Source organism: Psychrobacter sp. NC44 (assembly GCF_904846655.1).
GTDB lineage: Bacteria > Pseudomonadota > Gammaproteobacteria > Pseudomonadales > Moraxellaceae > Psychrobacter.
On record NZ_CAJHBN010000009.1, the window covers coordinates 18,616 to 41,440 of the forward strand.

Consider the following 22,825-nt stretch of genomic DNA (forward strand, 5'->3'; position numbering starts at 1 on the left):
TTTAGCGACTGTTTAACGCTTGCAGGTATTCATCCCAAGCATTTTATACAAAGGACAAAAGCGGAAGAGTCCTGTGAGTAAAGGCACTAAGCCAATCACGCCCCACCAGCTTTGAAAATACAAACCCAAGCCGATAATCACGACACCCGCGATAATACGTAGTAAACGCTCAGTACTGCCGATATTAATTTCCATGGTTCAATCCTTAAGTGTGAAGGCTTAATGGTAGAGGGGTAATATAGCCATGTGTTTACGGTAAAGACTAGCATTATGATGGCTTGCTTATACTCGTATTGTGCTTACGTAACGTGATGCATGTTTATAATGTTTGCTTCTTCTGATGTCTACTTATCCTGATATCTGTCTTATTGCCCAAGTACATTAATCGGTACTTTTAGATAACGGGTACCATTGTCTTCTGGCTCTGGGAAATGACCTGCATCGATGTTTACTTGTACCGATGGAATAATGAGACGCGGCATATCAAGAGTGGCATCGCGGCGCTCACGCATTTGCACAAACTCTGCTTCATTGATGCCATCTTTGACATGAATATTGCCCAGTTTTTGTGCAGCGACAGTCGTGGTTGGACAGTGCTGGCGACCCTTGCTTGGATAATCATGGCACAGATATATTATCGTATCTTCAGGGAGCGCAAGGAGCTTCTTGATTGAGTGGTACAGCGTCTTGGCATCCCCACCTGGAAAGTCACAGCGAGCCGTCCCGACATCAGGAGCAAATAAAGTATCACCAACAAAGACTACGGTCTTTTCATCATCAGTAGCAATATAGGCCATATCTGCGGGCGTATGACCTGGTACATACATGACCGTAATAGTAATATTGCCAAGCGCCAAAATATCGCCCTCATCCGTTAGAATATCGAACTGGCTGGCATCGGTGCGAAAACTGGTATCAAAGTTGAATATTTGCTTAAATACTTTTTGCACTTCGGTGATATGTTGACCGATTACCAACTGCCCGCCAAGTGTGTCTTTGACATGTATCGCGGCGGATATATGGTCGGCATGCGCATGAGTCTCTATGATGTAAACCAGCTCCCAACCATGCTCGCGGACGAACTCAATCACTTCATCGACGCTAGTAGTACTAGTACGCCCTGACTTAGCATCAAAATCCAATACGGGATCGATGATGGCACAGACTTGTTGTTGAACGTCCGCGAGTACGTGAGTATAAGTTTCTGTGTCGCTATGTAAGAATGAATGAACTTGCATGGCTACCTCTTTGCTTTTAGATGAATATTTTATTTTTTGATAAATTGTTCAGTATAATATGCACCGGCTTCAGCTTATCGTATTGACCGCCACATATTTATCAACGATGCATGCCAATATAGCAACGATTTAACATTTTATCAATTTATATAATGTAAATAATGATAACTTGCTATCCGTGGCAATATCATTGATAATTAATCTTATCTTAGCTATTAATCCTAAATTTTTTATTATGTCTTATATAAGGAGCTTGCTCTGACTACTTCTACTTCAGCATTGAGCACCTCGACTACTAGCATTGATGATGCGTCATCTAGCGTAGCAGACTTTGCACCTAAAGACCTTGCTGAGCAAATGCAGCAAGCGTCCATGCAAGCCAGCCAACTATTAAAGTCGCTTTCACATCCGGATCGCTTATTACTCTTATGTCAGTTGACTCAAGGAGAATATTGCGTCAGCGAGCTTGAAAGCTTAGTCGGTGTTGGTCAGCCAAGCTTGTCACAGCAGCTTGGTATTTTACGCAAAGATGCGCTGGTGACGACCCGCCGCGAAGGCAAGCAAATTTATTATAGTATTGCCAGCGACGATGCCTTGGCGGTGTTACATTTGTTGTATGAACGCTTTTGTGCCAAAACTGACAGCTAGTTTGTTGGCTTGAGTTTTTAGCATCACTTGTTAGCATCATTTTTCAGCATAGCTTTATGAATTTAGCGCTTGGCTGTATTTAACCTTTTCTTTTATTCAATTTTTTCTACTATAGTCGGTTCAATATAGTTTAGATACTAGGAAGGCGAGCGAAAGTACTACCAATAGTAGACTAAGCGAGCCTGACACCGGATCTGATTTATATAGGATTGACTATATATTGTGATGACATATTGCTATGCCTTCTATCGCCGCTCGTCTGATTCCTGCTTGGTTGCGTCAGTACCAGCTGTCTGCCTTGCCAACTGACGTTGTTGCTGGGTTGGTGGTTGGGGTGCTCGTCATTCCGCAAAGCTTAGGTTATGCGGTATTGGCAGGATTACCACCCGTCTATGGACTCTACGCGGCCATCGTTCCCGTGCTGGTCTATGCATGGATAGGCTCGAGTAATGTGCAAGCAGTAGGGCCTGTCGCTATTACAGCGATTATGACAGCCAGCAGCCTACATCCTTATGCTACAGAGGGCTCTCAGCAGTATATATTGATGGCAAGTTTGCTGTCATTGATGGTTGGTACAATGTTATGGCTAGCAGGGCGGCTCAAGCTTGGCTGGATTATGCAGTTTATCAGTCGCGGCGTTTCAGCAGGCTTTATCAGTGGTGCAGCCGTATTAATTTTTATCAGTCAGCTTAAATATCTGACCGCGATTCCTATTGCGGGAAATAACTTAATCGGTTATCTATCAAGTATGCAAATGTATGCACGCCAGCTACATCCGCTAACCTTAGTTATTGGCGTCATTGCTTTTGCACTGTTGGTGGCCAATCGCTACGGTAGCAAATGGCTATGGAAATCTTGGTTATCAGCGTCTTATGCCAAATGGGCTGAGCGACTGTTTCCGCTTATTTTGCTCGGTATTGCGATTGTTTTGAGCATAAGCTTAAACTGGACAACGAACGGCGTGGCCACGATTGGGAATATTCCACAAGGCTTACCAACCTTTACCCTGCCCTATGTACCAGACTTCGATGAAGCGCTTAATTTATTGCCTAGCGCAGGTTTGATGGCATTGATTATCTTTGTCTCTAGCAGCTCCGTCGCCAGCAACTATGCACGCCTGCGCGGTGAGGCTTTTAACGCCAATAGCGAGCTGACTGGACTGGGGCTTGCCAATATGGCGGGTGGGTTCTTTCAAAGCTTTACCGTCGCTGGCGGCTTTTCGCGTACCGCCATCAATGCCGACTCAGGGGCCAAAACACCAGTTGCAAGTTTAGTAACCGTGCTGGTCATGATTGCTGCTTTAATCGCTTTTGGCAATGTACTCGCACCACTGCCCTACGCTTTATTGGGCGCAACCATCATGGCATCGATCATCGGTCTCATTGATATGGCAACCTTGAAGTCGGCATGGCAACGCGACCGTCTAGATGCGGCCAGCTTTTTGGCGGCATTCATCGGCGTATTGATATTTGGATTAAATACAGGCTTAGTAATTGGTTTGATGGTGTCGTTTGCTAGCCTCATTTGGCAATCGAGTAAACCGCACGTCGCTGTGGTTGGTCAGCTAGCTGGCACAGGGCATTTTCGTAATATAAACCGTCACGATGTGGTGACATTTAGCAATTTATTGATGCTGCGTATCGATGAGAGCTTATTTTTTGGCAATAGTGAATCCGTCCATCGCAGGGTCATACAAGCCACTCAGCAATATCCCGAAGCGCATGAGATTATTCTTATTATGTCAGCGGTCAATCACATTGACTTGACCGGACAAGAGATGCTTATCAGTCTTAATCAAGAGCTGTTGAACCAAAACAAACATTTAAACTTTAGCTTTATTAAAGGGCCAGTAATGGACATCATCGAGCATACTCCGGTCATTACCACCCTCTCAGGTCAAGTTTATTTAAGCACGATGGATGCGGTAAATGCGCTAAAAGATGTCTAATCGGTGTGTGAGACATATGTTGCTCAATCAAGCATAATTATTATGCTGTGACAAAATATAGATATGATAAAAGCTGTGTTATGCTAAATTGGTATAAGCCCCTAAAAAATACAGCCTTTAGAAGAGATACCTAAAGCACAGCCTTTATAAAATAGCGCTTAGCTACAATACGATACCTCCAAACGTCTTTTAATATACGCGACCGAAGCTACTTATGACCGATAATTTAACCATTTATAAGCAAATTTATCCAAGCCAATGCACCAAGATTGCTGAGCTTGGCTACCGCTCCGTGCTCAATATTCGTCCTGATGCCGAGACAGAAACGCAGCCCAATAGCGGCGACTTTACCAGTGCGACGGCAAAAGCCAACCTTACTTATCATCATTTACCCTTTGATGATGAGCGCTTGAGCATGGCGACTGTCGAGCAATTTGCAGCATTTTATCGCTCGATGCCTAAACCGATATTGATGTTTTGCGGGACAGGTGCACGTGCTAAATTGTTGTATCAAAGCGCATTGATGCAAGGTTTGTTGTAAAAAACCGCTATACCTTATTGAAATATTTTAATCCAAGCGCAAAAGTTTCGTTTTTACGCTAAAAAATAAAAAGGAGCTCTTATGAGCCATCAAATTAGTATTACCGGACAAATCACCCCTGATCAAGTACCTATGATTGCTGAAAATGGTTTTAAAACCATTATTAACAACCGTCCAGATGGTGAAGAGCCGAACCAACCGACCAGCGCTGAGATTGAAGCTGCTGCTAAAAAAGCAGGGCTTGCTTATAAAGAAGTGTCTTTCGCTGGTAGTGAGCTTAATCAAAACCATGTCGAAGAATTTGCTGATTTCTTTAATCAAGCTGAACAGCCAATGCTGATCTTTTGCCGTACTGGCAACCGCTCAACAGGTATTTATGAAGCGGCAAAGCGTATGGATTTATTAGACGATTAATAGTGATTTAAATATAATCGCTACTGCTGAAAAACGCCCATCCAAATTTTGGAGGGGCGTTTTTTATTGAAATTACTGAACTATAGACTGGTTAATTTTTAATATTGAGCACATAATAAAATACTACTTATACAGCTCAATAGGACTTTTTATGCAAAAACCGCTACTCATCATTGGCAATAAAAACTATTCGTCATGGTCATTACGAGCTTGGCTATTACTCAAAGCTTTCAATATTGACTTCGACGAGCAACTGATTGAGCTGTTTCATCCATCCGCGACAGCCATTCTCGATGAGCATGCGCCAACAGGCAAAGTGCCAGTTTTAGTCTATGGTCAAGATGATGAAAAAGTCACGGTCTGGGATACTTTAGCGATTGCCATTCATGCCAATGATTATTTGACAGAATTAGATCTTTGGACAGGATTGAAGAAGTCTGATACTGATGCTAAGAGTGATACTAGCACCAGAATAAATAGCGCCTATTGCCAAAGTATCGTCGCTGAGATGCACTCAGGTTTAACAGGCATTCGTAGTGAGATGCCGATGAATATTCGAGCGACGGCGAAGATACAACCAAGTAACGCATGCTTAAATGATATCGCTCGGATAGAAGATATTTTTGCGGATTGTTTAAAAAATCGCGCAACAGACAGCTACTTGTTTGGCTCATTTACAGCTGCCGATGCTTTTTTCGCACCAGTTATTCTACGTTTGCAAACGTATGCCGATGCCTCTGGCATAGTATTGAAATCAACGACCAAACAGTATTGTGAGACGATATTAAACGATCCTTATCTACAGGCTTGGCGAGAGGCAGCACTTGAAGAAACTCGCGTAATTAAAGAAGATGAAGCAGGTGAGATACTGTCGGTGGTTGGGGTGTTGGCTGATTAAAAGTGAATCATTGGAAACGAGCTTAGTAGTTATCTTTTAAAGGATAATCATTAGGCTCTATATAACCTTTGTCTTTTTGATAATGAATACGATAAACAAAATCAGCATATACCTTACCTTTTGTCCGCCCATTGATGGTTAGTTCCAAAGGATAAAACCCATTGACTACCCTACTGCTATCAACAGTAAAAGTAGCTTTGACATCATCACACTCTGACATATCGTCTTCGCATTTCCCCGCATTTTCGTTATTAAAATTAATACCTATCCAACTCTGTGTAATACCGCTGCCACTAGGTGTCAATATGACAAGACTATCACTGTAATAACCTTGATGCGTATCACCATGCTCATTTATAAAGCTCCACGTATTTGTCGCAAACTGTTCTAAATCCCAATCACCTAAACCAAGACCATTACTGCCTGCATTCATATAAGGATTGGCCGACTCAACTTGCCAGCCTTCACCCTTAGGCTTTAAAACAAACATACCGACTAAACCACTAGCGCCATGACCGCGTAAAACTTCTTTACCATCTTCATCAAAGCTAACATCGCCTGTAATTAATATATATAAGCGTTTACCTTTATCCGTCTCTATGACTTTTTGCCGATCAATATCGATGCAATAGCCGGTCATATAAGGTTCTCTAGTTAAACCACTTACGGAACCAGAAGGGGCAATCGCACCATGACACCCTAATGCTTCATTATAAATCGGATAGTATGGCTTGAGGATATCCATCACGCTATCAGCAGCAGAGGTATTGGTGGCAAATCCTAATAGTCCAAAACTAAGACATAACCTTAACATGAGTATTGATCCATATAATTTGGCGTGCATCAGACATACCTCAATTGAATAATTAAATAACTCTAAACAAAATTATTGTAGTGGATAATCTTTAGTTACTTGATACCCTTTTTTTGGCTCGTATTTTATTTTATAGACCTGATTATTATAGGTATTCTTTTTTGAGGCATCATAGTTATACTTATGACCATTTATTGTAATTTCTAGCGGGTAAAAACCATTTATCAGCGTCGTTTTATCGATATTGAGCTTGGCTTTCAATAATGTGCAATATTCTACCTTTCTATCTTTACTACAGCCAGATAGTGCTATAGGATTATTTTCTGTAGTTGCTTTCGCAGCTATATGACTATATATCACTTTTTTTGACTTAGGGTCTGGTGTCATTAATACGTATTCAGAAAAAGATTGGATGTAGTGCGAATCACTATGAATATTAATAAATCCCCAAATATGAGGGGCAACTTGTATCAGCTTCCAGTCTTTTAGAGCTTTACCAGAGCTGCCTGCATTCATCGCTGGATTGGCAGATTCTACTTCCCAGCCTGAACCTTGTGGCTTTAGAACAAACATGCCTACTAGACCAGAAAAGACGTGTGCTCCATACGCTTCGCTACCATCTTCATTAAAACCGATGTCGCCAGTTACCGATACATACAATCTTGTACCCTGCTTGGCTTGTACCTTTAATTGTCTATCAACTTTAATACAGTAACCGTTTTGATAAAGTGTGCCTTCGCCATCTGATGAACCGTTATTAGCTATAATACCTCGACACTGCTTTGTCTCATTATAGATAGGATAGTATTCATTCAGAATCTCATTGACCGTTTGACCTGAATAAGCATTGGTTACACTAAATATAAACGATATAAAAACCAGACATTTAACCCAATGATTATTTTTGCGAACTGCATATTTATTTTTCACCATTAAGGCTCTCATAAAATATTAACGAACATAAGTTAATTGATAAATTTTTACAAGTAGTATATCAGCACCCATAAAAAAACCACCTCAAAAGAGGTGGCTTGTTAGACTGACTTTAGCGTGAAATAACTTACTGCATAACCAAATACTCGAACGCTGATAACGCCGCTTTACTACCCTCACCCATCGCAATATTAATTTGCTTAAATGGCACAGTGGTCACGTCACCACAAGCAAAGATACCTTTGCGATCAGTACGGCAGCGCTCATCAATCTCAATCTCGCCAAAACGGTTCAAATCGACAAAGCCTTTAACAAACGCAGAGTTCGGTACTAGACCAATCTGTACAAACACCCCTGCCAAGTCACGCTCATGAGTATCACCTGTGCTGCGATCTTGATACACGATCGAAGTCACTTTACCATCAGTCGCTTTAATTTCTTGCGTCGCTGCGCTAGTGATAAATTCGATATTGGCTTTCTCTTTAGCTTTGTTAATCAATACCTGATCCGCTTTTAAATCATCCGCGAACTCAAGCACGGTCACATGCTTCACGATACCAGCAAGATCTAATGCCGCTTCGATACCAGAGTTACCGCCACCGACGACAGCAATGTCTTTACCCTTAAAGAATGGACCGTCACAGTGAGCACAGAAAGCCACGCCTTTACCGATGTTTTCTTCTTCACCCGGAACACCAAGCTTACGCCACTGAGCACCCGTCGCTAAGATAATACTGCGTGTCTCAAACGTCTCACCCGTGTTTAGATGAATGCGATAGTTTTCATCTTCTGTCTCACTGATTTCTTTGACGCTGACGTGCTCTTTTAAAGTAATATCGTATTCGCGTAAATGTTTTTCAAAGTTCGCTGATAGCTCAGTACCCGTGGTTAAAGGCACAGAAATTAAGTTTTCGATATCCTGCGTGTCTTTCACCTGTCCGCCGATACGATCAGCAACCATGGTGACTTTTAAGCCTTTACGAGCGGTATAAATCGCAGCGGCAACGCCAGCTGGACCTGCACCAATAATCGTCACATCTTGCTGCTCTAACTGCTCAGCATCGTCATCAGCTTCTGCTAACAAGTCAGGAAACTGCTCTTGCAACTTTCCAATCAATTTTGCCGTGTCGATGAGACCATTGGCAAACGGTTTACCATTTAAGAATACCGCTGGTACACCTTGGATGTTATTAGCATCAACCTGCTCTTGGAATAGAGCACCATCAATCATCTCGTTGCTAATACCATCGTTCAATAGTGCAAACTGGTTGAGCGCTTGTACCACTTCTGGGCAACTGTGGCAAGATAGCGACACGTAAGTTTGAAACTGTAGTGGCTTATTAAAACGCTTAATCAGCTTTTGAATACTTTCATCCAATTTTAGCGTATGGCCACCGGCTTGCAAAATAGCCAAAATCAGCGAGGTAAATTCATGACCACCGGGGATACCACTAAAGACGATACCCGTATCAGTTAATTCACCATCGACATGACTGACCACTTTAAAGCTAATTGGACTTGGTAAGCTGTCATCAGTTGCTGTTGCATCAAAATTGATTTTATCTGTGGTGCCAGCGATTTTAGTCAAAAAATCAATCAACTCAGCACGCTTACTATGTTCGCCACTACCCAATACGAAGGTAATTGGACGAGTCATTTTTTCGCTATAACTTTTGATGGCATCTAATAAACTTTTATCTATCATGTTTGTTCCTCATCATTACTGGATATGTAACGGCAACTGTCATGTTGCTCGTTCAAATATAGACTATTTGGTATTAATAATTTTATCTAAAATATTATAGGCCATAAGTTTATGCCCTTTGATGTCTCTATTATCATAGGTTCTGAGGGTTTCGGCAAGCTGAGAAACTCAAACCTTATGTTTTATAAAACCAATCATTAATTATAATTAATAATTAAATATTAATCTATATGTGGATTATTCTCATGGTAACAGTGCTGTTTTTTCGCTACAATCAAATGAGGCTAATAGGAAAAACTCTTATTTCCCTCGTTGCAGATTGTCTTTTATGCAAGTTTATCAAAGAAGCTTTCTGCTACTATTAGGTCTTATCCATATTGAGCTAAATAGTGTTTTGGCTTAATAAAATCAAGTCTCAGAATCATAGCAATTCATCAAAACAATCTTACGACCATGCGCGGATGCTTACTGCAAACTTGCGCTTCATAACAAGGATGACAACATGAGAAAGACTGATACATGGCAAGATAACAAAGACATTATTGCTGAGCTTAAGCTAAAAGACAGTCATTTTGCGACGATCTTTGATGAGCATACCCAGCTAGATCAGCAGATTAATCAGTTGGATAAAAACTTGGTGACACACACCAGTCGCGATGAAGAAATTGAACTGATGAAACGACGAAAACTGCATTTAAAAGATGAGATTTATAAGATAATTGATAAAAATAAACTACAATCTCATGCTTAGCGCTTCACTTATTATCACGATGCATGAATAAAAACACTTATTGATAAATAACATAAAAAGACCCCATCAACTTATGCTGATGGGGTCTTTATTTATAATGCTGATTTAACTCAAAGTAGGATATACAGCACTACAAATATCTAAAGTATTGAGCAAGTTCGTTAAATCAAGAGTTAGATTTTACCAACAAGATCAAGACTTGGTTTTAGCGTTTCTTGACCAGCTTCCCAAGCGGCAGGGCAAACTTCGCCATCGTTTTCACGAACATATTGAGCTGCTTTCACTTTACGTAGCATGTCTTTTGCACTACGGCCAATACCACCAGCATGAATCTCAGCAACTTGAATCAAGCCGTCTGGATCAACTAGGAATGTACCGCGTTCAGCCAAACCTGCTTCTTCGATCATGACGTTAAAGCCACGAGTGATACGGCCAGTAGGATCGCCGATCATTGGGTATTGTACTTTACCGATCGCTTCTGAAGAATCATGCCATGCTTTATGCGTGAAATGAGTATCAGTAGATACTGAGTATACTTCTACGCCCAAACCTTTAAGCTCGTCGTAATGAGCCGCCATGTCTTCAAGTTCAGTTGGGCAAACAAAGGTAAAGTCAGCTGGGTAGAATAAAAAGATTGCCCAGTTGCCTTTTACGTCTTCTGAAGTGATGGTTTTGAATTCACCATTAACGTACGCATCAGCTGAAAATTCTGGGATTTCTTGATTGATAATAGACGCCATGATTGGCTCCTTTATAGTTGATTGAAATTTCTTGGTATGATTGTTTCTATTAAGCCTTTACTGCTTTGGGCTACCTGACAAACTATACGCGAATTCTATCGTTAATCCAGTTAAAAGTTTTTAATGTGATGTTTTGTTTTATTAAACTTGTTAAACTATTCTCTCTACTTTTTATCATCAGTGCATTATGCGTAAGCCACTATAGAGCATGCGTCAGTCACTATACAGCCGTTAGGTTACGTTAAGATGACATCGAGTTTGGATATCGAATTGGTACACCAAATGAATCAGCCTAATATATCGCGTTAAAAACCCATTAATAGAGAGGTTTTATGATTACTTTACGTCAACTTGAGTTTGCTTTAGCAGTGGCCAAGCACCGTCACTTCAAACGTGCAGCAGAAGACTGTAATATCTCACAATCGGCACTGAGTTTGGGGATTGCCGAGTTAGAAAAGCAACTGGATACGCAGATTTTTGAGCGTAATAATAAGCAAGTATTGATTACCCCTATTGGTGAAGACATTTTAACACGGGCGCAACGAGTTTTTTCTGAAGTCAATGATTTGACCACACGCGCCCATAGCCATCAATCGCCGCTGGCGTATCCGATGACTGTCGGTATCATTCCAACGATTGCGCCTTATCTGCTGCCAAAAGTCTTACCTGCCCTGCGAGCAAATTATCCAGAATTTCGTATGACCATCGTTGAGCAACAAACGGAGCGGTTGCTAGAGCAAGTGCGTTACGGTCATATTGATACCGCTATTATCGCGCTGCCTTATGCGGTCGATGGTTTGCACAGCTTTGAGTTTTGGAGCGAGGATTTCTTTGCCGTATTCCCAAAAGATGATGTGCATGCCAAGCTTAAGACCATCAACGCTGATGAGCTGGCTACCGCCAACCTCATGCTGCTCGGCGAAGGGCATTGCTTGACCGATCAAACCCTGTCTGTCTGTCATTTTGACCGTGCACAGATGAAATCAAGCTTTTCAGATGCTAGCTTAAACACCCTGATTCAAATGGCACTTGCCAATATGGGAACGACATTGGTGCCAGAAATGGCGCTCGACCAGCTGCATCTGCAGAACCAAAATGCGGTAGCCGTACCATTAGCAGAAAAAGGGCCACACCGCCATATTGCTTTTGTCACCCGTCTAAATTATGCCCGTGTCGATGACGTCAACTTATTGGGTAAAGTGTTTAAGCAAGCCTTTGAGGATGCTGCCAATAAAAAATAATCCGTTGATTGTAAATTGCCAACAGTCATCAAGCGAAGGTTAACGATGGACGGTTTGTCAAAAATAGATACGGCGCTTGAAGAGATTTTCACGCGCCATTTATCCGCTATAAGTAGCTATATTACGCCAGAAAACGCAAGCATACTTTGGCAAGATATCGCCATGCGTTATAACGAGCCACAGCGTGCTTATCATAGCTTGCAGCATATTCAGCAGTTGTTTGGACAGTTCGATCAGGTTAAGAATAACTTGCATGAGCCGCATATCATTGCGTTAGCACTGTTGTATCATGATGTGATATATGAACCGACGCGTTCAGATAACGAGCTTAAAAGTGCAGAATATGCAGTAGAGTCATTAACTGGTTATTTAAGTGCGGAGCAATGCCAACATATCTATACGCTGATTATGATGACGGCTAGTCATCAAATTGACAAATGGTCAAACAAAGTTAAAGAGAGAGAAGAATACAGCGATGCCGCTTATTTACTAGATATGGACTTAAGTATTTTAGGGTCATCTTGGTCGGTGTATGAACACTATTCTCACGCTGTACGCCAAGAGTATGCGCATGTCTCAGATGACGATTATCGCGTCGGACGCATGGCAGTGTTAAAAGAATTACTGGCACATCCAACGCTTTATCTGACAGATTATTACTATGAACGTTTAGAGAAGCAGGCTAGAAAAAATATTGAGCACGAAATTACGCTTTTACACGCATCTTAATAAACAGCTCACTGCCCTGCCGTGCAGGATGTGAATTATAGCTTGGCTCCATGATTTCAATATCAAAACGCTGCTCAAAACGCCGCTGATATTCAGCTATTGTACCGCCGAACGGTGGCTCTTCTCGTCCAAAGTCTTTATCAAAGAGCAAACCAATCAGCTTACCATTCGGTTTCAGTAACGCTGCCATCTGCTGCACATACTCATCACGGCGTGATGGATTTATCGCACAAAAAAACGTCTGCTCAAGCACCCAATCAAACTGATACTGCTCAGGCGATAACTCAAAAAAGTCGGCACAGATTAAATGCTCAACTGGAAAGTTAGGATAACGCTCAGCAAATGCTGCAATCGGCGCGGAGGCAAAATCTACCAAGGTGACATTGGTAAACCCTTGCTCATGTAGATAACCTACCTCGTAAGCATTGCCCGCACCCGGCACCAGAATCGCTTGCTCTTTGGCAGATTCGGGCAGTTGGTCAATATAGGCTTTGAGCGGTGGCGATACCTGTCCCATATCCCAACCGATACTGTCTTGCTCATAACGCTGCTGCCAAAATTCCGCTTGATTGACGTTTTCCATATGACATCCCTGTAGACAAACTTATTATTTAAACGACACGATTTATATCGTTATGTCTTATCATATCAGGCTTATTAGAGCGTGTCTCATTTTAAAGATGGTTATGAAAATGAGGACATGCCTTACGATTATGGATATTATTTAAATGAATCGTTTAATCTAATTTTCCCGTCTTCCCTGCCAGCATATCGTGCCAATGCTGATAATCAGGCATTGCAGTTGCCACCATTTGCCAAAAGGCACGGCTATGATTGGCATGGTGCAAATGACACAGCTCATGGACGATGACGTATTCGGTGCACGCAATAGGATAAGCAGGCAGATACACAGACAACCAAATTCGGCGCGCACGCGTGTTACAACTGCCCCAGCGCGTATGCATTTTTTTTAGGCGTATCTCATTGGCTGTCGCACCGACAATCGGTTGCCACTTTGCAAATAATGCAGGTATCGCTTCAGAAAGATGTTGCCGATAATAGGCAAGTTTTTCATCATGGTTTAAAGTGAACGGTTGCTCTTTACCCCACAATAGCAAAGTACTATCAGCAGTTAAAGCTTGCGCTAAAGGAAGTTGTTGTCGTTTATACTGCTCTAATACTTGTGGGTGGTTTGCTATCGCCCATGACACGCGCTTCATCACAGCCTGCGCAGCTTGGGCTGGGCTAATAAATAGTGGTACAGATACTAGTAACTGATGTGGCTTTAAGCGGAAATTGATATTTTTAACCCGCTTTTTGCTGATATGTAGCTCAATACCTGCTTGCGCCAAACAATGTTTAGCGCTGTCTAATAAAAACGAATGATTTGCTGGCGGTACATTCATGCTCAGAGCGCTTGCAAGTGATTATCAAACGACATCATATGATATTTACTGTTGATAAAAATACGCTCACCTTGATCTATAGTAGCAAGTTCAGCAGCTGCCAAGCTATTAACAGTTAAAGCCGCTAACTGACCTTGACCATCACTAACGATAAAACCTGATTGCTCATTATTATCTTCTGCTTTTTCAGTATTATTATTAGACAATACTGCTGCACCTGCACAATCTGGCAGGCTAACATCATCAATCAATGTACGAGTATTTAAATCGTAAATCGCTGCACAACCGCCAATTGGTGTTGTCACGCAGAGTAGGTTACGCGCACTATCGACCGCTACACTGGCGATATACTGATGAAAGCGCTGCCATTGATCATTGGGCATAATAAGCGCTTTAAAATCAGTATCACCGCGCTTATGGGTCAATAATAACGGTACATTAATATGCTTTTCGCCTTGGAATTGAATGCCTATCATCACCGTCCCATCGTCATGCATGGCTAGGTGACGCACGCTCATTTGATTGTGCTCAGGCATAATCTGCTCAAGTAAAGCGCCAGTATGACGATTAACGTAAACCAATGAAGGACGCATGCTGTCTAAATTGAGCTCTTCACGCGACGCTTGCTCGGTTTTGATACCGCCGTTAGCGATGACTAATGTCTCGCTATCAGGATGCATAATCAGCTCATGCGGACCGATACCATGCGAGTCATACTCTGCTATTTTTTTATAATTATCGTAAGCATCGTAGATACCGATTTTACCATCCAAACTTATGGTGTCATTCTCGGTCACATACAGCAATTCACCGTCTAGGCTATAACAAGCGTGTCCGTAAAAATGACGGTTGTTTGCAGCGTTAATGGCGAATTTTACTTGTCCTGTCGCAGTATCAAGCACCCAGAATTTTTCGCTCGGACGGCGCCCCATCACCACGACGTCACGACTGCTATGATTCTTCATCGTACTATCTTGATCACTAAGCACAGGCTGAACGACAATATCATGGACACGTTCAGGCATGGTCGTTTGCCAAACGATTTGTCGATCAGCATCAATACCGACCACACCAAAATCATTGTCAGCACGCTGATCATCATTTGCTAAGGCGCTATTTTTTGGCATAGACGCCACGCCGCTAACCCAACAAATGGGTCGCGTCAATACGGTGGTGGTATGTGCTGCGCTAAAGTCAGCGACACTATGATGGTTGGTATTATTCTTATCATCTAGCGATAAATGATAAGCGTGTTGCCATGCAGTAGCGGCTTGCTGACAAGCGTAACTAAACCGTGCTAGCTGGGGTGTTGGTGTAGAGGTTAACGACTGCAACTGCGAACGTATGCCTACGACATAATCCTGCAAGCGGGCATCAGCCTGACGCTGCTTGCGATAACGATGATGAATACCGACAAGCGCTACGGTACCCATTATAGTAGAAAGCATCGTCAATGCTGATGTTGCCAACAGCTCATTATTAGACTTCTTATCTTCTGGCTGCGGCTGTGATTTTTTTGCTGTCTTAGTATCGATAGAGTGCATTTTTTAATCGCCATCAGTACTGTTAAAGCCCACACGGATACCCAGCGTCGGAATCAATTGGCGCTTAATAATACGTGTAATAGTCGTGAGGTGATCAAACAGCTCTTGTTGAGTGGCTTTATCGGCGGTCCCTAAGTCTTCTGGCATTTGCGCTAATAATGTAGTGGCATCAGCAAGCGCGGTCGATAAGTTATCCGCGACTTCATTTTCATTATTGCTGCCCAAAATAGCGGTCAAAACGGGATCCGTCAGTACTTCATTCAATGTCGCCAATTTAGCATTGATAATGGCACGGCTTTGCTCTGCGGTAGCGGCTGGCAAATGACCTTTTACCTTTCCTGTTAAGCCTAACGGTTGATCGATGGCATTAGACTTCATGGTCTCAACCAACGAGAGTAAAGAATTAAACCATTGATTCAATCCTTGATCGCTGTCAGCCGTTTTATCAATAGCTAATAGATTAGTGGCATTTTGCTGCCAGTTTTTCTCAATATCTTTTAGGCGCGTGCTCAAAGCACTGCTTGCACTAATCACATAAGCACATTGAGCAGCATCCAGACTGTCATTGGCATATAACGCTTCTTCTAGTCCTGGCACCCCTTGCACGATGGCGCTCTCGTTAGCCAATTGCTCGGCGGTGAGCTTAGGATTGGCAGCGATTAGATCGGCAACGCCACTGTGTACCAGACCGCGCTCATCAGGATAGTAATTGATATATAAATTACTCATGCTGGCGGTCGCTGGGCCAAAGTTAATCATCTCAGCGCCTGCCCATGCTTGTGCGAGCACTAGCCATTGATCGCGCAGTGCTTGCAGCTCATCACCGCTGACTGGTGCTTGCTGACAATGCTTTTGTGCCAAATCATGCAATAAATCACTCTGTTTTGCGGCATCCGCATAGGCTGGAATGACAATGTCATTTGCCACATGGGTCAAATAGGTCTTTTCAGTCTCAGCACTAATATCAACAGCGGTAATTTTATCTCCACTACTATCTTTTTCTGCTGCGCTGGTAGATGCCGCACTGTCTTGCGCAACTTTTTGGCTATCTACTTCTGGCGATTTATTGTCATCAGCCGGTTTAACACAGCTGATCAGCAAGCCTGCGCTTAAGGCCGATAAGGCCATCGCTAAAGCATGGTTTATTTTCATAAATTTCTCAATATTATTATCAATAATGGTTTAAATTCTACTCTTTACAAGCTCTAGTCTCTAGTCTCTAGTGTTTGATTGGGCGGATAACCTTATCAACACTTACTTATTTTCTCAGTTATTACTCAGTCATTTAGCATAGGTAAATGACATTATCTCTATAATGACTGTAAGAACGCATTCAATTCAGAACGACCTTGTTTGTCGAGTTTGAGTACTTTTTGCTGTTGCTTTTGGGCTTCACCGCCGTGCCATAGCACCGCTTCCATCAACGTACGGGCGCGACCATCATGCAAAAATGTCGCTTGTGGATCGACCGTTTGTGCCAGACCAATGCCCCATAAAGCAGGCGTACGCCATTCATAAGAATTGGCTAAAAACTCGACTTGGATATTTTTTGCGGGCAATTTCCCAGCAATCGTGCGATCGGCAAGATCATTACCCATATCATGTAATAGCAAATCCGTATAAGGATAAATCACTTGTCCATGCTGCTCAAGATGGTCATCGTCGGTTTTTGGCAACTGATATCTTGGCGTATGGCAACTTTGACAACCCATATCATAAAAGCGTTTTTTACCTGCTAATACTAGCGTATCGTCAGCATCACGCCGATGCGGTACTGCCAAATTGCGCGTATAAAACTCCACAAACTTAGCCACTTCATCGTTGACTTCGACGGGCGGCTTACCATTGCCTTGCTCATCAGCCCCAGTCGTCGCATTCATACAAGCCGTCTGTGTCGGCATACAGGATTCATGAGGACGTATATTTGAGGTCAAGCCCATGTCTTCATTAAAAGCACTTTGGTTTTGAGTAATCAGCTTGGTTTGCCCTGCTTTCCAGCCAAAGCGTCCAAGAGCATGCTTGCCAGTCTGTGGATCCATGACCCAATTGAACTTGCCACTGATATCGCCATTCGTACTGTTTTTATTATCAACCGCTTGTTTTTTAATCGCTTCATCCGGTATTTGCTCAAGTAATCCAAGCCCAATCATCGGTAAAGCCACTCGCGGCGACACCATCAAATCATCATCAAATGCCCCATAACCCGGTTTGGTTAAATTAAAGGTGGGCGCACGCAATGTTTCGATATGACCATCTGCAAAAGTAACGGGCTTGTCTGTCCATTGCACCGCGATTCTGGCTTCAGCAGGCACACCTTGGATACCTCGATCTTGTAACTGACCACCATACATAGGGTGAACGACTTTTTCGATAAGTGAGTTTTGCAGTTGCTGACGCTGCTCATCGGTGGTCGCTGGCATCGCAAGGCGAATAAGCAAACTATCGGCATCGTCATCACTGGTCATAGGTGCATGACCGCGACCGTCCTTGACATGGCACGACTGACAGGCAGCAACATTGAACAATGCGCCCAAACCATCGCGGCTGTCGGTACTGGCAGGGGCAATCACCCACGGTTGCCGAAAGAATGCATTACCAATAAAAAAATGCCCTTTTCGTGATGCCGTCAAGTTTGATGAAGGTTTAGAGTAACTCTCAGCGCTGCTAATACTGATTCCTGTATCACCACCTTGCTTGACCTCTTGCGGATCAAAGCTTGCCAATTGCTGCATTGATAAGCCAGCGAGCGTTTCGATGGTTTGGAGGCGTTCAGGTGTTAGCGTTGGGTTGTCACCATTATTAATGGCAGATTTTTCGTTTTCAGAAATATCATCAGACACACTGTCCGTCGGCTGACAAGCACTAAGGGATAGCACACACAGAATACCAAGCGTTGGCTTTAACAGGGTGGTTTTGCTGACAAAAGACGCATAAAAAGAGGTAGGGGTTTTGGCTTTAAAGATATTTGTGGCGTTCATCGTGGTGTTCATAAAGAGTACCTTAGTTCTAATCTAGAACCATTAAAATCGCATGCTATAAAGTGTTTCACTTCTAGTCGATAAGGTACAGCAATGTAATGACGTACTGACCTATCAGGCTATTTTAATATGGTAAAAAAAACACGCCGCCAACGGTAGTCGACAACGTGTGTATTATACCTAAATTATTTTTCCATGAAAATAATTCTCATTAGCTTATAACGACTTGTCAGGCATTATCGATCAATGCTATGTCGGTCAATACTATGTCAATCACTGCTATGTCAATCACTGCTATGCTTGCTGTTAAGCCAGTAAATTCGTGATCGGTTAAAACTGCGAACCTGCGTCAGCATCTAAATTGTCAATACCGACCGCTTTTGCCGCATTTTCGATACCAGCTGTCAGCTCTTGTAAGCTAGTGATACTATTTTCAATCCAGCTACGACGGGTATTTTGCTCTTCAGCTGAAATACCTTGTTTGCTTACTTGACCAGCGGTGGCAATCATTTGATCAACTTTGATGCCTTCTTTTTCACCTTTTTCAACAATCACATTAAAGGCGGATTCTACCTTGGCAAAGTCAGTCGCCAATTTATCAGCCGCTTCTTTGTTGTTCGTATCGACTAGATAGTTTTTAACACCATAACCACCAACGCTCTTACCAGCGACTGTCTTATAGTTGCCGTTAAAGACATTTTGAATACCACGGGCATTATTGGCATAGCTTAGATGGGTCAAATCACTGAAGCATTCGTGCTCATCTTCGGTAGAGCCCGTTACAAACGCAACCTGTATACGCTCAGAAGCAAGCTCACCCAATGCTAGGCTGCCCATCTGATACATGATCTGGCGTAGACCATTATCGTATTTGCGAGCCATCAGGTCGCTACGTAAGGTATTCTCACTCTCAGGCTGCCACTCAGCTTCCATTGCAGTCAAATCATCAACCAATAATTGAGTCGCTGCTTTTAAGAACGCGCCACGACGCTCACATATACCAGCATCTTCATTGACCGTCTCACCGCTGGTACATTGACCCGCTTCAGTCGCATAATCAGTCACTGGACGATTGCCTGCACCCTCGCCAACACCGTTGGTATCTTGTCCCCATAGCATAAACTCAATCGCATGGTAGCCGGTCGTCACATTGGCTTCACTGCCACCAATCTCATTCATTTCTGCTAACAGCTCAGGAGTGATAGTACTGGTATCTTGTTTGATACTACCGACTGTAATGCTATCGCTATTGATGATATTGTCTTGGCTATTGTATTCACCTTCATAGCCATCACTAACGTAATCAATCAGCGCCTCATCAAGTGGCCAAGCATTTACCTGTCCTTCCCAACCATCGATACTACCGAGTGCTCGTTTATCATTGGCTGTCACAAAGCCTTCATCAAAACGGAAGATCTCAGTTTGCGAATACGGCTGGCGCGCGGCTTTATACGCCGCTTTTGCCGCATCAAGGTTTGCTTGGGTTGGTGTTGTCACATATGTCTCTACTGCCGTTTGCAAGGCTTTAGCAGTATCTAGCGAATCTTTATAAGCCGCATGCGCCATGTTTGCATAGCTGATCATCAGTCTATCGGTATAAGCTTGATCAACCGCTGATAGTTTCGTCGTATCTGCAGCGGTTGTGTCTTGCACCGCTGTTTGCGTATCGGCGGTAGAGTCCGTGTCTTCCTTGGCTTGCTTGGTACAACCCGACACCATTAACAACCCTGCAAGCGCAGCAGCTAAAGTAGTTGGTAAAATCTTACGGCTCGTTACTGTGGTAATCGTCATACATATCCTCAAAAAGTATCGCAAAAGAAAAATGGGCTTTGAATAAAGAGCATTAGGGCATATCCTCATTTTAAATAATGCTGATGAAAATGAGATAAATGACAGTCAAACGAGAAAAACAGTGCCCATAATATCAAAATATCAAAATATCAAAATATCGACCAGAATTTGACATTATTAGACAAAGTTTAGCTATTTTTATTCCATTTAGAAAAGCCTCAAATGAACTGACAACCTACCCTAGTATCGCCACAATAACAAAGCTTTGTAAATTATAGTGTTATTGATAATCATTATCAATATTTAATTAATATTAATATAACCATTTAGCTAACGATTGTCTTATAAATAAAAATACGAAAAACAGCTCTAAATTGATTTAAAACTAACGGAATCCTGATTCCTAAGATCATTTTGAATTTGAAATCTAAATGTCAGGCATAAAAAAAGGCCAGTTTATCACTGACCTTTTTTAACACTATAATGACAGCTAGACCATCGTATGAATTAACGTACGTTGTTTGGCGCATTGATGGTTAATTCAACACGGCGGTTTTGCTGACGACCATACTCAGTGCTGTTATCAGCAACTGGACGAGACTCACCATAAGCGACAACATTGATACGGCTAGAAGCCACACCGCGTGCGCTTAAATAGTTCGCTACTGCGTAAGCACGATCGCGTGACAGCTTCATATTATAAGCATCAGAACCTTTGCTATCAGTATGACCAGCAACCGTTATCGTGTTTTGGTTATATTCATTTAGCGTTGATGCAAGCTTATCAAGCGTTGGTCTAAATGATGGGTTTAAAGACGCATCATCAAATGAGAACGTGATGTTGCCTGGCATTACTAGGTCAATATTACCGTTCGCATTTGGCGTAACGGTTACACCCGTACCAGCCATTTGCTGCTCAAGCTGCTTGGCTTGACGCTCCATGTAGTAACCAACACCAGCACCCAAAGCTGCGCCAATCGCGGCATCACGACCTGTGTTATCACCACCTGTTGCTTTTGAAATTGCACCGCCGCCTAAAGCACCTGCCAATGTACCAATGGCAGTTTTGTTCAAGCGTTGTTGTCCAGTGTTTGGATCAGTAGCACAACCGCTAAGAGCTAGACCTGACGCTACTGCTGCAATCATTAATGTATTACGCATAATATTTCCTCTTAAGTTTAAAAAATTATAGACAAAGTGTGCTTTTTATAAATATTTTCTGTTAATTCCATCTACATGCTTAATATACACTCGTCATTATTATGGCAATTACAATCTAATCATGTGTAATATTTTGTCACACCTGTGTATGAGAAGTGCAGAATGATTTAATGAGACTTTCACAATGATTGGATACGTTTGTGTTCTCATTTTTAACTATCCATTAGCGCAAGGTGTTATCACAAGTCACGTTTACACTCGTACACTCTGAACCGTTTCTGCTAAAATTGTGCAATAAAGCTGGCAATGAATCATTTATATACTAATAAGACTGACCGAAAAGGATTTAGCATGCGATTGACATCCACTATTCGAAAAATACACGAACGCAACCCTAAATTAGGCAAAGCCGTTTCACTTGCGACAGCGACTGGGGTTATTGCAGCCAACAGCTTCGGTGGTAGTATTCCCTTATGGTTAATGGGTGTCGGCAAAGTCATCACCGGTGCTCCTATCGCAGACAAAGCGGTCATCAAAATCGCGACTTATTGGATCAGTGGCAACAGTGCCTTGATCGATGACATGTTGCCACGTAAAGATTGGCGCATCAGCTTACCCGATGACGTTCACATCAATGGCAAATATTTGCTGGTCAGCAACCATCAGTCTTGGGTCGATACCAGTATCGTGCAGTACATTAGTGAAAAACGCTTGCCATTGACACGGTTTTTTACCAAATTTGAACTGATTTACATTCCAATTGTGGGTCAAGCCTTTTACTTTTTAGACTTCCCAATGATGCGTCGGCATTCTAAAGAAGCCGTCGCTAAAAACCCTGCTCTACAAGGCAAAGACATCGAAGAAGCCAAACGTGCCTGTGCCCTGTTAAAAGACAAACCTTTTACTTTGTTAAATTACTTAGAAGGTACGCGTTTCACCAAAGCCAAACATGCAAAGCAACAGTCTCCTTATATGCATTTATTGAAGCCACGGGCAGGCGGCCTATCTTTAGCCATTAACGCGCTAGGCGAAGACATCGATGGCATGCTAGATATGACCATCGTTTATCCTGATGGTGTGCCAAGTTATAGTGATTTGTGGAAAGGTAACATCAAGCGTTTGGGCGTCGATGTGCGTTATATTGAGATGCCTGATGCATTATTTAACGGTATTAAAAATGGTGGTTACGAAAATGATGACGCGGTAAAATCTCAAATGTTTGATTGGGTAGAGCAAATTTGGCAGCAAAAAGATCAGCGTATTACCGATATGTTGGCTGAGTTTGAAACAAACCCTAAAGCTCCGAGCGCTTAGAGACATCGTTAACAGAGCAACGGCATACAAC

22 protein-coding genes are annotated in these 22,825 nt (G+C 42.5%); 9 read left to right on the forward strand and 13 right to left on the reverse strand.

All coding sequences use genetic code 11. The features are described 5' to 3' along the window. Positions 1-12: 12 nt before the first annotated feature. The gene (locus tag JMX95_RS08200; protein ID WP_045444095.1) at positions 13-195 is read right to left on the reverse strand and encodes a DUF2892 domain-containing protein; all 183 of its coding nucleotides are present in this window, start codon (positions 193-195) and stop codon (positions 13-15) included. A gap of 170 nt (positions 196-365) precedes the next feature. After that, on the reverse strand, positions 366-1,238 hold the full coding sequence (locus JMX95_RS08205) for an MBL fold metallo-hydrolase (protein WP_201560498.1): 873 nt from the start codon (positions 1,236-1,238) through the stop codon (positions 366-368). A 279-nt stretch (positions 1,239-1,517) separates the two neighbouring features. On the opposite strand from JMX95_RS08205, the gene JMX95_RS08210 reads away from it, so the two are divergent. The 5 genes from JMX95_RS08210 (at position 1,518) to JMX95_RS08230 (ending at position 5,687) form a co-directional block, all read left to right on the forward strand. Next, positions 1,518-1,886, forward strand: coding sequence for an ArsR/SmtB family transcription factor (locus JMX95_RS08210; protein ID WP_319020723.1), 369 nt, complete (start codon positions 1,518-1,520; stop codon positions 1,884-1,886). A gap of 238 nt (positions 1,887-2,124) precedes the next feature. Further along, positions 2,125-3,834, forward strand: coding sequence for a SulP family inorganic anion transporter (locus tag JMX95_RS08215; protein ID WP_201560499.1), 1,710 nt, complete (start codon positions 2,125-2,127; stop codon positions 3,832-3,834). Between the two features lie 214 nt (positions 3,835-4,048). Continuing rightward, positions 4,049-4,375 carry a beta-lactamase hydrolase domain-containing protein gene (locus tag JMX95_RS08220; RefSeq protein WP_060491797.1) on the forward strand — a complete coding sequence of 109 codons (327 nt, stop codon included), beginning with the start codon at positions 4,049-4,051 and terminating at the stop codon, positions 4,373-4,375. 81 nt (positions 4,376-4,456) lie between these two features. Further along, complete coding sequence (locus JMX95_RS08225; protein ID WP_021813753.1) at positions 4,457-4,789, forward strand: TIGR01244 family sulfur transferase; 333 nt, start codon at positions 4,457-4,459, stop codon at positions 4,787-4,789. 151 nt (positions 4,790-4,940) lie between these two features. After that, on the forward strand, positions 4,941-5,687 hold the full coding sequence (locus tag JMX95_RS08230) for a glutathione S-transferase family protein (RefSeq protein ID WP_193007174.1): 747 nt from the start codon (positions 4,941-4,943) through the stop codon (positions 5,685-5,687). A gap of 22 nt (positions 5,688-5,709) precedes the next feature. Here the strand turns inward: JMX95_RS08230 and JMX95_RS08235 are convergent, their stop codons facing one another. From JMX95_RS08235 to ahpF, 3 genes are all read right to left on the reverse strand, one after another. Then, on the reverse strand, positions 5,710-6,501 hold the full coding sequence (locus JMX95_RS08235) for a hypothetical protein (protein WP_201560500.1): 792 nt from the start codon (positions 6,499-6,501) through the stop codon (positions 5,710-5,712). A 72-nt stretch (positions 6,502-6,573) separates the two neighbouring features. Further along, positions 6,574-7,434 carry a hypothetical protein gene (locus JMX95_RS08240; protein ID WP_201560502.1) on the reverse strand — a complete coding sequence of 287 codons (861 nt, stop codon included), beginning with the start codon at positions 7,432-7,434 and terminating at the stop codon, positions 6,574-6,576. A 127-nt stretch (positions 7,435-7,561) separates the two neighbouring features. After that, positions 7,562-9,139 carry an alkyl hydroperoxide reductase subunit F gene (ahpF, locus tag JMX95_RS08245; RefSeq protein WP_201560503.1) on the reverse strand — a complete coding sequence of 526 codons (1,578 nt, stop codon included), beginning with the start codon at positions 9,137-9,139 and terminating at the stop codon, positions 7,562-7,564. Positions 9,140-9,641: 502 nt separating this feature from the next. On the opposite strand from ahpF, the gene JMX95_RS08250 reads away from it, so the two are divergent. Further along, positions 9,642-9,890 (forward strand): YdcH family protein, encoded by a 249-nt coding sequence (locus JMX95_RS08250; protein ID WP_045444089.1) that lies wholly within the window; start codon positions 9,642-9,644, stop codon positions 9,888-9,890. A gap of 173 nt (positions 9,891-10,063) precedes the next feature. Here JMX95_RS08250 and ahpC read toward each other — a convergent pair whose 3' ends face one another. After that, positions 10,064-10,630, reverse strand: coding sequence for an alkyl hydroperoxide reductase subunit C (ahpC, locus tag JMX95_RS08255; protein WP_045453533.1), 567 nt, complete (start codon positions 10,628-10,630; stop codon positions 10,064-10,066). 332 nt (positions 10,631-10,962) lie between these two features. Between ahpC and JMX95_RS08260 the strand changes: the two genes are divergently transcribed. Both JMX95_RS08260 and JMX95_RS08265 read left to right on the forward strand, forming a co-directional pair. Beyond that, a complete protein-coding gene (locus tag JMX95_RS08260; protein ID WP_201560505.1) occupies positions 10,963-11,871 on the forward strand; it encodes a hydrogen peroxide-inducible genes activator in 909 nt (302 codons plus the stop codon). A 45-nt stretch (positions 11,872-11,916) separates the two neighbouring features. Further along, positions 11,917-12,600 carry a hypothetical protein gene (locus JMX95_RS08265; protein ID WP_201560507.1) on the forward strand — a complete coding sequence of 228 codons (684 nt, stop codon included), beginning with the start codon at positions 11,917-11,919 and terminating at the stop codon, positions 12,598-12,600. On the opposite strand, the gene JMX95_RS08270 is transcribed toward JMX95_RS08265, so the two are convergent. From JMX95_RS08270 to JMX95_RS13795, 7 genes are all read right to left on the reverse strand, one after another. Continuing rightward, positions 12,578-13,183, reverse strand: coding sequence for a methyltransferase domain-containing protein (locus JMX95_RS08270; protein ID WP_201560509.1), 606 nt, complete (start codon positions 13,181-13,183; stop codon positions 12,578-12,580). The two genes, JMX95_RS08265 and JMX95_RS08270, sit on opposite strands and share 23 nt — an antisense overlap. A 154-nt stretch (positions 13,184-13,337) precedes the next feature. Then, a complete protein-coding gene (locus tag JMX95_RS08275) occupies positions 13,338-14,006 on the reverse strand; it encodes a M48 family metallopeptidase (protein ID WP_201560511.1) in 669 nt (222 codons plus the stop codon). Between the two features lie 2 nt (positions 14,007-14,008). Next, complete coding sequence (locus JMX95_RS08280; RefSeq protein WP_201560513.1) at positions 14,009-15,550, reverse strand: DUF1513 domain-containing protein; 1,542 nt, start codon at positions 15,548-15,550, stop codon at positions 14,009-14,011. Positions 15,551-15,553: 3 nt separating this feature from the next. Continuing rightward, a complete protein-coding gene (locus JMX95_RS08285; RefSeq protein ID WP_201560514.1) occupies positions 15,554-16,702 on the reverse strand; it encodes an imelysin family protein in 1,149 nt (382 codons plus the stop codon). 158 nt (positions 16,703-16,860) lie between these two features. After that, on the reverse strand, positions 16,861-18,540 hold the full coding sequence (locus JMX95_RS08290) for a di-heme oxidoredictase family protein (protein WP_413786831.1): 1,680 nt from the start codon (positions 18,538-18,540) through the stop codon (positions 16,861-16,863). Between the two features lie 318 nt (positions 18,541-18,858). Next, positions 18,859-20,319, reverse strand: coding sequence for an imelysin family protein (locus JMX95_RS08295; RefSeq protein WP_201560516.1), 1,461 nt, complete (start codon positions 20,317-20,319; stop codon positions 18,859-18,861). Between the two features lie 507 nt (positions 20,320-20,826). Then, on the reverse strand, positions 20,827-21,480 hold the full coding sequence (locus JMX95_RS13795) for an OmpA family protein (protein ID WP_055124860.1): 654 nt from the start codon (positions 21,478-21,480) through the stop codon (positions 20,827-20,829). A 351-nt stretch (positions 21,481-21,831) separates the two neighbouring features. On the opposite strand from JMX95_RS13795, the gene JMX95_RS08305 reads away from it, so the two are divergent. Next, complete coding sequence (locus JMX95_RS08305; RefSeq protein ID WP_201560518.1) at positions 21,832-22,794, forward strand: acyltransferase; 963 nt, start codon at positions 21,832-21,834, stop codon at positions 22,792-22,794. The last annotated feature ends 31 nt before the right edge of the window (positions 22,795-22,825 follow it).